At 46.7% G+C, this 13,942-nt stretch carries 13 protein-coding genes; 5 read left to right on the top strand and 8 right to left on the bottom strand.

Annotated features, from left to right (window positions below; all coding sequences use genetic code 11):
• Positions 1 to 7: 7 nt before the first annotated feature.
• The 7 genes from ACMCM8_RS17320 to gmk all read right to left on the bottom strand — a co-directional run bounded on the left by ACMCM8_RS17320 (position 8) and on the right by gmk (position 7,438).
• On the bottom strand, positions 8 to 790 hold the full coding sequence (locus ACMCM8_RS17320) for a class I SAM-dependent methyltransferase (protein WP_412723907.1): 783 nt from the start codon (positions 788 to 790) through the stop codon (positions 8 to 10).
• Positions 783 to 2,855, bottom strand: coding sequence for an ATP-dependent DNA helicase RecG (gene recG / locus ACMCM8_RS17315; protein WP_412723905.1), 2,073 nt, complete (start codon positions 2,853 to 2,855; stop codon positions 783 to 785). Before recG ends, ACMCM8_RS17320 begins: the two co-directional genes overlap by 8 nt.
• Positions 2,856 to 3,012: 157 nt before the next feature.
• Positions 3,013 to 3,720: a tRNA (guanosine(18)-2'-O)-methyltransferase TrmH gene (trmH, locus tag ACMCM8_RS17310; protein WP_412723903.1), complete on the bottom strand. Its 708-nt coding sequence runs from the start codon at positions 3,718 to 3,720 to the stop codon at positions 3,013 to 3,015.
• Between the two features lie 3 nt (positions 3,721 to 3,723).
• Positions 3,724 to 4,110 (bottom strand): RidA family protein, encoded by a 387-nt coding sequence (locus ACMCM8_RS17305; RefSeq protein WP_412723901.1) that lies wholly within the window; start codon positions 4,108 to 4,110, stop codon positions 3,724 to 3,726.
• A gap of 24 nt (positions 4,111 to 4,134) precedes the next feature.
• Positions 4,135 to 6,246: a bifunctional GTP diphosphokinase/guanosine-3',5'-bis pyrophosphate 3'-pyrophosphohydrolase gene (gene spoT / locus ACMCM8_RS17300; protein ID WP_412723899.1), complete on the bottom strand. Its 2,112-nt coding sequence runs from the start codon at positions 6,244 to 6,246 to the stop codon at positions 4,135 to 4,137.
• 142 nt (positions 6,247 to 6,388) lie between these two features.
• A complete protein-coding gene (gene rpoZ / locus ACMCM8_RS17295; RefSeq protein ID WP_334014604.1) occupies positions 6,389 to 6,661 on the bottom strand; it encodes a DNA-directed RNA polymerase subunit omega in 273 nt (90 codons plus the stop codon).
• 135 nt (positions 6,662 to 6,796) lie between these two features.
• A complete protein-coding gene (gmk, locus tag ACMCM8_RS17290; RefSeq protein WP_412723897.1) occupies positions 6,797 to 7,438 on the bottom strand; it encodes a guanylate kinase in 642 nt (213 codons plus the stop codon).
• 211 nt (positions 7,439 to 7,649) lie between these two features.
• Between gmk and ACMCM8_RS17285 the strand changes: the two genes are divergently transcribed.
• Positions 7,650 to 8,321, top strand: a complete 672-nt coding sequence (locus ACMCM8_RS17285) for an alpha/beta hydrolase (protein WP_412723895.1) — start codon at positions 7,650 to 7,652, stop codon at positions 8,319 to 8,321.
• 41 nt (positions 8,322 to 8,362) lie between these two features.
• On the opposite strand, the gene ACMCM8_RS17280 is transcribed toward ACMCM8_RS17285, so the two are convergent.
• The gene (locus tag ACMCM8_RS17280) at positions 8,363 to 9,526 is read right to left on the bottom strand and encodes a GGDEF domain-containing protein (protein ID WP_412723893.1); all 1,164 of its coding nucleotides are present in this window, start codon (positions 9,524 to 9,526) and stop codon (positions 8,363 to 8,365) included.
• Between the two features lie 75 nt (positions 9,527 to 9,601).
• On the opposite strand from ACMCM8_RS17280, the gene hemC reads away from it, so the two are divergent.
• From hemC to ACMCM8_RS17260, 4 genes are read left to right on the top strand one after another with little or no spacing between them, the layout of a single operon-like run.
• Entirely contained in the window at positions 9,602 to 10,540 is a 939-nt protein-coding gene (gene hemC, locus ACMCM8_RS17275; RefSeq protein ID WP_412723891.1) for a hydroxymethylbilane synthase, read from the top strand.
• Between the two features lie 24 nt (positions 10,541 to 10,564).
• On the top strand, positions 10,565 to 11,305 hold the full coding sequence (locus ACMCM8_RS17270) for a uroporphyrinogen-III synthase (protein ID WP_412723889.1): 741 nt from the start codon (positions 10,565 to 10,567) through the stop codon (positions 11,303 to 11,305).
• Positions 11,306 to 12,478, top strand: a complete 1,173-nt coding sequence (locus tag ACMCM8_RS17265; protein ID WP_412723887.1) for a uroporphyrinogen-III C-methyltransferase — start codon at positions 11,306 to 11,308, stop codon at positions 12,476 to 12,478.
• Positions 12,475 to 13,650 carry a heme biosynthesis HemY N-terminal domain-containing protein gene (locus ACMCM8_RS17260; protein ID WP_412723885.1) on the top strand — a complete coding sequence of 392 codons (1,176 nt, stop codon included), beginning with the start codon at positions 12,475 to 12,477 and terminating at the stop codon, positions 13,648 to 13,650. The genes ACMCM8_RS17265 and ACMCM8_RS17260 overlap by 4 nt, the downstream gene beginning before the upstream one ends.
• Positions 13,651 to 13,942: the final 292 nt, after the last annotated feature.

Raw genomic sequence — 13,942 nt, 5'->3', positions numbered from 1 at the left:
TGTTCTCCTAGGGTTTTTGACACAAATACACATCAAATCTATGTTTTTTACTTTCTATTGCCATGGAGGGTTTTTCTCCGGCCAGCACATCTGCACTGTTAGGGCGTTTAACTACTACCCGGTGCGTGGCTAGCTTAAGTGCTGGCGGTAACAGCGCATCTGCGTCGAGGTCGTGCCCAAGCAGTTGCTGAAACAGCCGCATTTCCTTTTTCACCAAGGCTGATTTCTTCTTGTGTGGAAACATGGGGTCTAAATAAATAGCGTTCACATTCTCACCATTGAAGTATTGCATTACCTCGGCACTATTTCCATGAAGAAGTGTCATTTGCTCAGCAAGATCTGGAAAACGCATTGCCAATCGGCGAATACCATCTTCTAATAAAGCCGCGACAATAGGTGAACGCTCAATCATCGTCACCTTACAACCCACGCTCACCAACACAAAAGCGTCACGTCCTAATCCCGGTGTGGAATCTACCACGTGCCAGGCTTCAGTGCCTTTCAAACCAATTGCTTTCACAATGGCTTCTTTGCGTCCTCCGCCGTGTTGCTTGCGATATAAACTGGCTGGCGATGCAAAATCCACTTCCACCGGCAGCACTTTCTTTTCACTGGCATCAGCAAGGCCTAACACATTGTGGTTGATTTGAAGGTAAAACCCTTCTTTGGGTTTATCAGCCACCAAAGGGAACCCCCACTTTGCGCTGATAGTGTTTGCCAACGACTTATCCAAATCAAATTGGGGACTGTCGGACGAGGTTGTTACGATCAGCGGTATACAGCTAAGCATGGCCGTATTGCTCCTTGTGTCCTATCCAACGATTAATGATAGCCTGCGCATGAGAGGGATATTTTTCCCATAGGGTATAAGCAATTTCCTGAACTTTCGGAATAAGAGCGGCATCGCGCACCAGATCGGCTATTTTAAGTTCCGCCATCCCCGTTTGCTTCGTTCCCATAAACTCTCCAGGGCCTCTAATTTCCAAATCCCGTTGGGCGATATAAAAACCGTCATTTGACTCGCGCAACACGCCCAAACGTTGGGTAGCCGTCTTCGACAACGGGCTTTGATACATCAATACGCACTGACTTTCTACCGCACCTCGCCCTACCCTTCCGCGCAGCTGATGTAACTGGGCAAGTCCCAAACGTTCGGGGTTTTCTATAATCATAATACTGGCATTAGGTACATCTACGCCCACTTCGATTACGGTAGTGGCAACTAATAAATCCAGCTTGCCATCTTTAAAATCTGCCATTACCTGCGCTTTTTCAGCGGGTTTTAAGCGACCATGTACAAGCCCGACTTTAAGATCCGGCAGTGCTGTGCGCAAAGTAACTGCGGCATCTTCTGCCGCTTGGCATTCCAACACTTCCGATTCGTCGATCAGTGTACACACCCAATACGCTTGTCTGCCATTTTCTTTACACGCTTGGCGCACGCGCTCAATCACATCGGCCCGACGCGTATCGGGCAACACCACTGTTTGTACTGGCGTTCGTCCCGGTGGCAGCTCGTCTATGACCGAGGTGTCCAAATCTGCATACGCAGTCATGGCCAAAGTACGCGGAATTGGTGTGGCCGTCATAATGAGCTGGTGCGGATAACGCCCTTGTCGTTCACCTTTATCGCGTAACGCCAAGCGTTGGTGGACACCAAAGCGGTGCTGCTCATCTACTATCACCAGTGCTAATTGCTGATAATTCACACTTTCTTGGAATATGGCGTGCGTACCCACCAACATTTGAATATCACCAGCTTCAAGTCGAGCTAACACCTCATTGCGTGCCTTTCCCTTCAGCTTGCCTGCGAGCCACCCTACTTCAATGCCTAACGGTGCAAGCCAGTCTCTAAAATTAGTCGCGTGCTGCTCGGCCAACAACTCAGTCGGTGCCATTAGGGCAACCTGATAACCTGCACCAATAGCCGATAGTGCAGCGAGTGCGGCAACTAAGGTTTTACCTGAGCCTACATCGCCTTGTACTAGACGCATCATGGGCCGGGGGTGGTGCATATCGTTTTGAATGTCGGCTACCACGCGTTGTTGTGCGCCTGTTGGGGTAAAAGGCAGTTGCGCTAATAACTTTTTAATCAGCGCGTGGTTCACCTCAATGGGGATCCCCGGTTGTGCATCAGACAACTTACGTACCTTTAACACACTTAAGTGATAGGATAGCAATTCTTCTAAAATCAATCGGTATTGAGCAGGATGGAGTCCTTCTTCCAGTTCATGCACATCCACATCGGGCGGCGGCCTGTGAACCAAATGGAGCGCCTCATTAAGGCTGATTTGCTCGTCATAAATACCCTCTGGCAGCAAGTCGGCCAGTGCACCTTTATCCAGTAAGGCCAACGCCTGCTCGGTTAAATTTCTAAGCGTGAGTTGTTTTACACCTTCTGTTGTCGGATAAACTGGGGTTAACGATTCCTCCGTGGGCGGAGCGTCTTCGTCGACTAACTTAAACTCAGGGTGCATCATTTCAATGCCCCACTTGCCAGTACGCACCTCACCGAAACAGCGCACCGTGTTACCCGGTGTCATAATAGAGCGCTGCACCGCCCCAAAATGAAAAAACCGCAGTGTGATAGTCCCCGTACCATCACTTATTTTAACCACCAGCATGCGCTTTTTACCGTACTGGATATCAGCGCTCATGACTTCGCCTTGTACGCTGACATGGGTAAAAGGACGGCATTCTGCCACGCTGTATATGCGTGTTCTGTCTTCATAACGATGGGGTAAATGAAACAGAATATCCTGAAGGGTAAACAAACCAATTTTATTGAGCTTTTCTGCCACCTTGGCGCCCACGCCTTTAAGCGCGGTGATCGGTGTAGTGGCCAGTGCTTGCATTGGGCGGTGTCCTTCTTTTAAATATCTGATAACACGAGTGTTCACTCGACAAAATTAAAAGAAGTGTAAAGGATTGTAGGGGCGATGGCGAGTACGCTTTAGGCCAGTTTTAAAGGTTGACCTAAAGCGAATATTCACCCTTTCATTACGGCGTAGGTTACACTGCTTCTAACGCATTCGCTTCGGCTTGGGTAATTTGCATCTCTTGCCACCAGCTGTCATCTGCGGCTATTTCGCCTTGCGCATTAATTGGAGGGAAAGGTAAACCTTTGCGCGAACACAACTTAAATAAACGGGGGTAACCGTTTTGAAAGGCCAGTGCCTGACATTCTTCTTCAGGTAAATGCTGGGTGTCATACATACCGGCAATCGCCCGTTGGCGCTGCGCTTCGTAGAGTACCAGCGCAGCCGCAACCGATACGTTTAACGACTGCACCATACCCATCATGGGAATGACGATGTCTTGATCGGCCATGGCGATGGCTTCATCGGTAGCCCCGTACTTTTCCTGCCCAAACAGAATAGCCGTGGGTTTGGTGTAGTCGATGTCGCGAAAATCAACGGCACTATCAGACAAGTGCGTCACTAACACCTGCATGCCCTGCCCTTTAAGCGCAGCCATAGCGTCAGCAATGTTATCGTGATTGGTTTGTCGCACCCATTGCTGGCTTCCCATGGCGGTACCACGACGGAATTGGTATTTTTCTTCCCATACCGTATGCACGCGATGGATACCCACAGCATCACAGGTACGTACCACTGCAGACACGTTATGTGGCTTGTGGACATTTTCAAGACACACAGTCAGGTCTGTTTGCCTTCTTTCCAGCACTTGTCTTATGCGCTGGTAACGCTCAGGTGACATGGCTTACTCCGGCAATTCCATCACGCCATCAATTTCTATTTGGGCGCCTTTTGGCAATGCTGAAACCTGTACAGCTGCACGTGCTGGATAAGGCTTAGTAAAGTAACGGCTCATAATTTCGTTGACCGTTGCAAAATGGCTAAGGTCGATAAGGAAGATGTTTACTTTAACCAGATCATTGGTCGTACCGCCAGCAGCGTCACACACGGCTTTGATGTTTTCAAACACTTGCACAGCTTGTGCTTCAAAATCGTCAGAAACCATTTCCATAGTATCGGCCACTAGAGGAATTTGGCCCGAAAGATATACAGTCGTACCTGCTTTCACTGCCTGGCTGTATGTACCAATAGCTGCAGGTGCCTTATCGGTCTGAATAATAGACTTAGACATAATGTTTCCTAAATATTTAATAAATCAGTGTCGTGATTGACTATGACGAGACACTTTCTGAACTTCTGGCATAGTGCGTATTTTCTTCATTACGCGAGCCAGGTGCACACGGTTGTGTGTGGTAAGTTCTAGGTCAATGAAATAGATATTACTCTCTTTTTCCTCGGTTTGCAGACCAATAATATTGGAATCGCAGCCGGAGATAGTGTTAGTTAACGTTGCCAGTGTGCCTTGGTGGTTAAATAACTCAATGCGCAACGAGGCTTTAAACTCACCTTGTGGATTGTCGTCCCATTGCATTGGCAATACTCGTTGGGGCTCTTCTCGGGTGAGCTTGCGAATGTTGTTACACCCGGTTTGATGGATTGTCATGCCACGACCCGGGCTGAGTACCGCGACAATTTCATCATCGGGTATTGGGTGACAACAGCGAGAATAGTGAACCAGCAGGCCTTCCGTTCCTCGAATTGCCACATTGCCTTTTTTGTCGGAAAGATCGAGTGTACTTTCCCCTAAAAGACGGCGAGCAACAATGGCGCTTAATTCGTTACCCAGCCCAATATCTACCAGCAAATCTTCAAAGCTATCGTGCTTAGTTTCGGCCACGACCCGATCGATATCCGCTTGTGGAATATCGTCTAGTTTGACCGCACCAAGTGCATGACGTAGTAAACGATTACCCATATTCACCGCTTCTTGCGAATGCTGCTTACGCAAATACTGACGAATTCGGGTGCGAGCACGGGCACTCACCACAAAGTTCAGCCAATTGGCGTTAGGCTTGGCTTTAGGTGAAGTAATAATTTCGACGGTCTGACCGTTTTCTAACGGCTTACTCAGACTAAAGTTCCTGCGTTCTACCCGCACACCGACGCAGGTATTCCCTACATCCGAGTGAACCGCATAGGCAAAATCTACTGCTGTCGCCCCTGTGGGTAGCTCAATAATTCTACCGTCAGGGGTAAACACATAGATTTCATCAGGGAATAAATCCGTTTTTACTGACTCGATAAATTCAAAAGAAGAGCTGGCTGACTGTTGCAATTCAAGCAGGCTTTGCATCCACTTACGTGCGCGAAGCTGCGCGGTGGTGCCGTTGTCACCAGGTTCTTTATATAGCCAGTGTGCTGCCACTCCTTTATCAGCCATTTGATCCATTTCCTGCGTGCGGATCTGAATTTCTACCGGAATACCGTGGGGACCAATAAGCGAGGTATGTAGCGACTGATAGCCATTGGTACGCGGAATGGCAATGTAGTCTTTAAAGCGGTTTTCAATAGGTTTATACAAGCCGTGCATCGCACCTAAGGCGCGATAACAATTGTCTACCGAACTGACTACGATACGAAACGCGTAAATATCCATTACCTCGTTGAACATCAGTTCTTTGTTTTTCATTTTGCGGTAAATGGAATAAAGGTGTTTTTCCCGCCCCAGCACATCGGATTCAATGTTATAGGCTTCTAAACGCGTGTTTAGTTCTTCGCGAATATTTTCGATGATTTCTTTGCGGTTTCCACGAGCTTGGCGCACAGCAGATTTCAGTGCGCGATGGCGCATGGGATACATGGCCAGAAAGCCCAGGTCTTCCAATTCGTTTTTAATATCGTGAATACCCAACCTATGGGCGATGGGCGCATATATTTCCAGCGTCTCTCGTGCAATACGACGGCGCTTGTCGGGGCGAAGTGAGCCTAACGTGCGCATATTGTGCGTGCGGTCAGCCAGTTTGATGAGGATAACGCGGATGTCTTGTACCATCGCCATCATCATCTTGCGGAAGTTTTCCGCCTGTGCTTCTTGTTTGGTACTAAACGCGAGCTTGTCGAGTTTACTTACCCCTTCAACCAACTCAGCTACTGTGTCACCAAACGCTTCCGCTAGATCTTCTTTGCTGTAATGGGTATCTTCAATAACATCGTGAAGTAGCGCAGCCATGATGGTTTCATGGTCCAGATGCATATCAGCGAGAATGCCTGCTACTGCAACTGGGTGTGTGATGTATGGATCACCGCTTGAACGCATTTGACCATCGTGCGCCTCTTGCGCCAGCACAAAAGCATCTTGTACCAGCTGAACTCGGTCAGCTGATAAATACTCTAATACTTTCTGCTTTAAACCTTCAAACAAATACACAGTGCCGCGTGACCCTCGTTGCTTTCTACCCTTTAAGAATACGTTTAATTAAGTAATAAGCCAATACACCAAAAGCAAAGCGCCAGTGCTTTTTTCAAAGCACTGGCGCCAAATTACTTGTAAAAGCGGTTAAAAAGCGTTTTTACTGTTCAGACAGAATGTTAGCAACTGATGCGAACTCTGCGTGCTCTTGCTGTTCTTGCGCTTGAAGCTCTGCTTGTTCAAGTGTCGCTGCTGTCACTAAACCTTCTTCGATTTCACGTAGTGCAGTTACAGTTGGCTTATCATTTTGAACGTCAACCATAGGATCTTTGCCTTCAGTGGCAATTTGTCGTGCACGGCGTGCAGCAACAAGCACTAGGTCAAAGCGGTTACCAATTTTATCTACGGCATCTTCTACAGTTACGCGAGCCATGTATTTCTCCGAAAATTAGGTTGAGCAAGTTATTCAAAAAACGGCCGCGTAGTATACACAGTTGTATAGCGCGATCCTAGTATTTTGTTTGAAATTACGGCAGCCAGATCTCACTGATCCCATTGCCAGTTAAGTTTACGCGCTACCGAGTAATTCGTCCATCAAAGGCTGATGCCGCATCTGCTGTTTTGCGGTTCTCAACCGCTGAGCCGTCACAATAGCGTCAAGATCGTTCAATGCCGTCGCAAAGTCATCATTCACAATAACGTAATCAAATTCATTAAAGTGCGACATTTCCCCGACCGCTTGAGACATTCGCCCTGCAATTACTTCATCGCTATCTTGTCCCCTGCTGTTTAAACGCTGCTCAAGCACATCCAGCGACGGCGGCAGAATAAAGATGCCACAGGTATCAGGCATTAATTGCTTGACTTGGCGAGCGCCCTGCCAATCAATATCCAAAAACACATCGATCCCCTTGTGAAGGGTTTGTGCAATAGTGACGCGAGAGGTGCCATAGTAATTGCCAAACACTTCTGCATATTCAAAAAAGACACCCTGCTCGATTAATGCTTCAAACTGCTCATGACTGACGAAGTGATAATGCACACCATCGACTTCTCCCGGTCGAGGCTGACGTGTCGTATGTGACACAGACACTTGCATTGGCGAAGTTTGATTGCCGTGATACTTTTCCATTAACGCCTTTATCAGGCTTGATTTTCCTGCACCTGAAGGTGCAGCAAGAATAAAGAGGTTGCCGAGTAATGAAGCCATAGGGTATTAACGTTCTTTCATGATATGGTTATTTCAATTGGCAATGATAGCATACTAAGGTCAACTGCCGTAATAGCGATTGCCAAGGTCGGTTGTGCAGGTGTCCTGCGGTATCATCGAAGTGACATCAAATAATAATAAAAGAAATAAGTGCTAATGCGGTTCTCGATACCCATTAGTTTCAGGAAACAAGACGAATAGGAACAACTGAATGACTCAGCAACTTCTGCCGTGTGTAGAATTAAACCCTCAATCTACACCGGAAGCCTGCGTTATCTGGCTACATGGACTTGGCGATTCTGGACACGGTTTTGCCCCCATTGTACCTGAACTAAAATTGCCTGAATCCATGGCTATAAAATTTATCTTTCCCCATGCCCCAGAGCGAGCAATCACCATAAACGGTGGTATGTGCATGCGGGCTTGGTACGATATTAAGTCTTTGGATTTCAACAGTCGCGCTGATTTAACAGGTGTACGAGAGTCAGCTGAACTTGTCGAACAGCTCCTTAACGACCAAATCGAAAATGGCATTCCTGCAAACCGGATTGTTCTGGCCGGATTCTCTCAAGGTGGTGTCATCGCCCTTCATTTAGCGACAAGGGTGAAACATAAACTGGCAGGGATCCTCGCGTTGTCGACGTATCTGTGTGAGCCCTCACTGTTAGCCAGTGAAGCTACCGACACTAATCGTGAGACGCCCATTATGATGGCCCACGGCGATCTTGACGAAGTGGTGCCCGTTTTCATGGGTAACGCAGCCTACACCACTCTGAAAGAAAACCACTTCAATGCCACTTGGCAAACATACAATATGCAACACAACGTGTGCATGCAGGAACTTAACGACATTAGTGGTTGGCTACAAAACGTTCTCGCCTGATCACACTTTGCCTTATCGGTCGATATCGCTTTATCGACCGTTTACTCTACGACACAGTTTCTGCCGCGCTTCTTCGCGATATAAAGATTGTCATCAGCTTGTTTTAACGCCGCATTAATATTGCTATCCGTAAGCGCAGTAGCCACGCCAAAACTCGCGGTGATGGGGTGATTAATATCCCCTTTCACAAAAGGACTTTGTTCAATGGCCTGACGTATGTTTTCAGCCAGTTTAACTGCTTGGCTTAACGACGCATGAGGAAATAAGACTAAGAATTCTTCTCCACCCGTTCGCGCGACGACATCAGTGGCACGCACCGCGTCTTTCATCACTGACGTCACGTGTACAAGCACTTCATCACCAATATCATGACCATAAGAGTCATTGATGGTTTTAAAATAGTCGAGATCGACTACTACCGCACTAAGTGGAAAGTAAGCAACGGGATCTTGCATAACTTTTTCAAAGAAAACAGCTTCTAAAAAACGTCGATTTGGTAGTTTAGTTAACGGATCGGTATTGGCCTGACGCACGCGCTCTAAATTGTCTTTAAGCATTTCTATGCGGCTTTGGTGCCAGAAATTCTCTCCGATAAATGCCACACACACAAAACAACACGTCGCAATAATAAAACGAGAGACGTGCTCAGGGGGATACTCTGCGGCTATTAGCTCCTGGTTATACAGAAGAACACTGGCAATGCCCAACGTTACCGCAACATAAGCAATGGCGGGTTTAAATTGCACCACCACAATCTGAATAAACAGCAATGGAAATATAAAATACAAGCCCGTATTGTTTAACCCACCTGTGTACACTAACGTGTTGATAGTAAAACAAACAATGAGCCCCGCCACATAATAGAAGCTATTGTTATTGGGTAGCAGGTGAGAAAGGGCTACGTTGACATACATTACTGCGGCAGACGCACCTAATGCAGCTACTAGCAATGTATTTCCGGCATTGACATGAAGCATGGCCATAATAGCCATAATGGTGCCACCCACATAGGAAATAAAATAAAGGGTCAAGCGCCTGCGTTTATTTTCTGCCTCACCTTTTTGCGTACTTCGCAGCAGTTTTCGAAGTGATGAGTGATCCATACTTCCCCAATCCCATTTGTTATTATTAGCGTCTTTTTTCCGTCTAATAGCATAACGTGGATTTAAGGGCATATCTATCACAGAAACTGCGGCTATTTTCATGCATCTGGGTAGAAAAAGCGTATACTAGCTGGGAGAATACTACCCTGTTTTAAATATTTATTTTTTGGATTAATCATGAGTCAACTCAACGTAAAGCGCACCATTCGAATTGCCACCAGAAAAAGTGCGCTGGCACTATGGCAAGCGGAGTATGTGAAAGCAAAGTTAGTCGCGCATTATCCGTCGCTTACGGTGGAGTTGGTTCCCATGAGTACCCAAGGTGATAAGATTCTCGATACACCATTAGCGAAAATTGGTGGCAAAGGGCTTTTCATTAAAGAACTTGAAGTGGCTATGTTAGAAGGCCGTGCCGATATTGCTGTTCATTCTATGAAAGACGTGCCAGTAGCCTTTCCAGAAGGGTTTGGTCTACATGCGATATGCGAGCGAGAAAATCCCTTCGATGCCTTTGTCTCCAACCAGTATGACAGTCTCGATGCGTTGCCCCAAGGTGCAGTAGTGGGTACTTCAAGCTTGCGCCGTCAATGTCAAATTAGAAAGTATCGCCCAGATCTCGTTATTAAAGACTTACGGGGTAATGTAAATACCCGTCTTGCGAAACTGGACGCAGGGGAATACGACGCCATTATTCTGGCTTCTGCAGGGCTAATTCGCCTTGAGATGGCCGAGCGCATTCGCATGCCACTCGCTGCTGATATCTCTTTGCCTGCCGTAGGACAAGGTGCAGTGGGTATAGAATGTCGCAATGACGATATTGAATTAATTGAACTTTTACAAGCACTTAACCATGTAGACACGCAAACCAGAGTGACGGCTGAGCGGGCTATGAACGAGCGACTAGAAGGCGGGTGTCAGGTACCTATCGGTAGCTTTGCCACACTTGATGGCAATACGCTGACATTGACGGGTATGGTCGGTAAGCCAGATGGTTCTGAGCTATTATTTGCCTCAGCGACCGCTTCACGGGAGAACGCAAGCGATATAGGGGTAGAAGTGGCCGAAGCATTACTTAAGCAGGGTGCTGGTGAGATCCTTAAAGCGCTTTATAATTAATTCATCGCACCATATTAGATTGCCATGTTGCTGTTTACCCGTCCTCGCCCCAAATTAACGACAAGCGCTGAAGCGTTTGAGAAGGCTGGGATCAATGCGGTAGGCGTTGCAACCTCAGATATAGTGTTGATACCGTCTCAATTTGAGGCAGTCAAAGCGTTCCTCACTGGCAATAAGGTTGATATTGTCATTGTGACCAGCGTTTACGCCGTAGATTGTGCCGTTGAAAGTGCAGATGCGTTGAAGAAGATACAGAAGCCATGCCCTGAATTCATTGCTATTGGAGACGCTACAGCGCAAAAGTTAAGCGCTGGATTGTCTCGAATAACGTCAGCTGAAGTATCCACACCTAACGTGCATACGTCAGAAGGAATATTGGCAATGCATCAACTCAATGAGGAAAATGGCAAACAAATCGTTATTATTAAAGGTGAAGGTGGTCGCGACACCATTGAACAAGGTATACAGCTCAAAGGAGGCGATGTCCGTACTTTCTGTGTGTATAAGCGCGAACAACTTGCGTGCCCTATAAGCACAAAACGATGGAAAATTGGCGACGTTAGCGGCATTATCGCTACAAGCGAAGCCATGGCGCAACAACTGCTAAGCCAATATGGCGATGCACTTGTGCAACTGCCATGGCTAACCGTTAGCGAACGGGTTAAAAGCACACTGATACAAAGCGGTATTAAACGCGTTGGGGTGTGCCATCGAGCCACCGATCAGGCGCTTATTGCCTGGGTAAAGGATAATTGGGAGTATTGAATGGCAGATAATAAAGACAATAGCACTCAACAAGAGGCTATAGAAAACGCGGCAAATAAAAAAGAGACGGTCAACAAATCTGCCTCTTCTGCGCCTTCCACCCGCCAAGCAGATACATCCAAAAAGTCGTCGGGTAATGGTTTACTGTGGTTTGTCGTACTCGTTATATTTTTGTTGGTAATCGGTATGGCAGGGGCAGGTTATTGGTATTATTTGCAACAAAGCAATGCCAGCCAGCAAACGTCTATAGTCCAACAACAACAATTATCTCAATTTAACGCTATTGAAAAAGAACGCACGGCTATCAATGCATCATTGCGGGAAGTCACTCAAACCAACGAGGCACTTAAAAATTCGCTGAATGAACTTAAATCCAAAAATGATGCATTGGATATTCAGCTGAAATCTACGTTAGAGCAACTCAACAACATGGAAGGCCGCCGGCCTGCAGATTGGCTTATCGCTGAAGCGGATTATCTGGTACGCATGGCGGGTCGCAAGTTGTGGCTGGAAAATGACGTGCGTACGGCAATTCTGCTATTGGTCAATGCCGATAAACGCCTTAAATCTTTAGCTGACCCTTCGATTTTGCCAGTGCGCGCTCACCTAGCAGAGGATATCCAAACCCTGCAACAGCTCAATCCCGTTTCACAAAGCTCGGTGGCATTAGCCCTTAGTGGAATGATGGCACAAATCGATAAATTGCCGTTAGACACGTTTGAAAAACCTGAAGATAGTGATAGCAATGACACCCAACTATCTGAATCGACGGACGATTGGAAAGACAACTTAGCTAAAGTCTGGCGTTCTTTAGTCGCCGATTTCCTAACGATAAAAACTATTGAAGAGCCAGTAGAGCCTGTCATGTCGCTGCAAGCTCAGTTTCTGGTGAAAGAACAACTTCGCCTTCAACTCATGCATGCTCAAAGCGCAGCACTTAAAGCTGAAGCAGGCTTATACCAACAGTCATTGCAATACGCACTGACTATACTGAATGACAAATTTAAGTCTGGATCCACGCAAGTAACTGGATTTGTCAATGCACTGCAAAACCTGATGGGCACCGATGTTTCTCGTCCTATTCCAAGCGAACTCGCCTCTCAGCAACCTCTGGAGAAATTGCTAGACAGTCGTGTTAAGCAGGTATTCGGACAAGGAGCAAGCGCACTATGAAATGGTTAGTAATAGCCCTTGCGGTAATAGCCGCTTTTATAGTGGCAATGATTGTCGGCCCTATGCTACTTGGTGATAAAGGTTATGTGCTCATCTCTTTAGGAAACACAGCCATTGAGATGACAGTGATCAGCTTTTGTATCTTGCTCATTGGCGCGATAATTGGGTGGTATGTGATTTCGCGTACCGCACTTTGGGCGCTGAGCCTGATTACCGGATCGCATAAGTGGTTTGGCGCATTAGGGGAGCGCAAACGCAAAAGTGCTTTTTATGAAGGTTTGCATGCAATGGCAGCCGGCAATTTTGAGGCGGCGCAAAAGTCCTTGAGTAAAACCACTAACGGTGACTTTGAGGGGGTTAATTACCTCGCATCAGCGCAAATAGCGTTAACAGGCAATAATCGAGAAAAGGCTCGCTATTTCCTGCAACAAGCCGCACAGTTTCCCAAAGCAAAAGTCGCCGCCACCGTAATGCACGCACGTGTTGACGAAGGCGAAGGAAAATACCAACAGGCCCTTGAAAAACTTGATGAGCTTGACGCTCAGGAAGGTGAAAATTCATCAGTTATCCAACTTAGAGCCCACTTGCTCGCAAAATTAGGTAAGTGGCAGTTATTGCAGGAAAACTTAGCAGCTTGGCGGAAGTCCTTATCAAAAGATGACTACACCAAGTGGAGTCAGCGTATTGCTAAAGGCAAATTTGCGGAAATTGCCAGCAAACAAGGTGCAGTAGAGTTGAAGGCATATTGGGAAAGCCTACCGCGAAAATTACGTCACGATGACGCCTATCGCGCGGCCTATATTCAACAACTTCTTGAGCAGGGCATGCACGCCGATGCCCAGCAGCTACTAGTTGAATGGCAAAAGCGGGGGCCAAACAGTACGCTGTTCCCGCTGTTTACTCAGCTAAATATTCCTGATTCTACGCCTACATTACGGCTGTTAGAAAATTGGATTAAGCATGATGAAAACAATGTTGAATTCTACTCTACATTAGGCCAGGTAGCCTTTAATTCTGGTGACGACGTTTTAGCAGAAAAAGCCCTGTTAAAAGCGAAAAAGATGAAAGCGCGCAAAAATGATTTGTTGCTGCTATCAGCTATCAGTGAGCGCAAACAAGATAATGCGACTGCCCTCAAGCTATATAAAGAAGGTCAACAACAGGTAAGTTAATACTTACACACATTACGCAGAGATAGTAAGAACGCTCGTCATGACACATGACTGAGCGTTTTTTTATACCACACAAAGTCGCGCAATTTGCCAGCCTGCGTACCTTAAGTAGTCAAGCAAATTTACGAGGGCAGTACAACGCAGAGGTTATGATTACTTCTCCTTTAGTCTTCACGTCTGAAAGCCATTCATGAAATGCAAGTAGTTTACCCCTTGTTGTGATGAGATTTTTTGAGGGTAAATAAGAAAAAATATGTTTTGATTTCCCTTTAAAGCCTCCGTACAATCCGCC

Source organism: Alteromonas sp. D210916BOD_24 (genome assembly GCF_047159385.1).
Lineage (GTDB): Bacteria > Pseudomonadota > Gammaproteobacteria > Enterobacterales > Alteromonadaceae > Alteromonas.
Note: the sequence above shows the minus strand (reverse complement) of the source record. Positions and strands in the feature narration are given on the sequence as shown.

What these genes read in the sequence shown, in the direction of transcription:
- ACMCM8_RS17260 (WP_412723885.1), top strand. Translation starts at nt 12,475, where the DNA reads ATGAAATGGTTAGTAATAGCCCTTGCGGTAATAGCCGCTTTTATAGTG.
- gmk (WP_412723897.1), bottom strand. Translation starts at nt 7,438, where the DNA reads ATGGCTTCATTACTCGGCAACCTCTTTATTCTTGCTGCACCTTCAGGT.
- trmH (WP_412723903.1), bottom strand. Translation starts at nt 3,720, where the DNA reads ATGTCACCTGAGCGTTACCAGCGCATAAGACAAGTGCTGGAAAGAAGG.
- ACMCM8_RS17280 (WP_412723893.1), bottom strand. Translation starts at nt 9,526, where the DNA reads ATGAAAATAGCCGCAGTTTCTGTGATAGATATGCCCTTAAATCCACGT.
- ACMCM8_RS17305 (WP_412723901.1), bottom strand. Translation starts at nt 4,110, where the DNA reads ATGTCTAAGTCTATTATTCAGACCGATAAGGCACCTGCAGCTATTGGT.
- ACMCM8_RS17265 (WP_412723887.1), top strand. Translation starts at nt 11,306, where the DNA reads ATGGCAGATAATAAAGACAATAGCACTCAACAAGAGGCTATAGAAAAC.
- ACMCM8_RS17320 (WP_412723907.1), bottom strand. Translation starts at nt 790, where the DNA reads ATGCTTAGCTGTATACCGCTGATCGTAACAACCTCGTCCGACAGTCCC.
- hemC (WP_412723891.1), top strand. Translation starts at nt 9,602, where the DNA reads ATGAGTCAACTCAACGTAAAGCGCACCATTCGAATTGCCACCAGAAAA.
- ACMCM8_RS17285 (WP_412723895.1), top strand. Translation starts at nt 7,650, where the DNA reads ATGACTCAGCAACTTCTGCCGTGTGTAGAATTAAACCCTCAATCTACA.
- rpoZ (WP_334014604.1), bottom strand. Translation starts at nt 6,661, where the DNA reads ATGGCTCGCGTAACTGTAGAAGATGCCGTAGATAAAATTGGTAACCGC.
- recG (WP_412723905.1), bottom strand. Translation starts at nt 2,855, where the DNA reads ATGCAAGCACTGGCCACTACACCGATCACCGCGCTTAAAGGCGTGGGC.
- ACMCM8_RS17270 (WP_412723889.1), top strand. Translation starts at nt 10,565, where the DNA reads ATGTTGCTGTTTACCCGTCCTCGCCCCAAATTAACGACAAGCGCTGAA.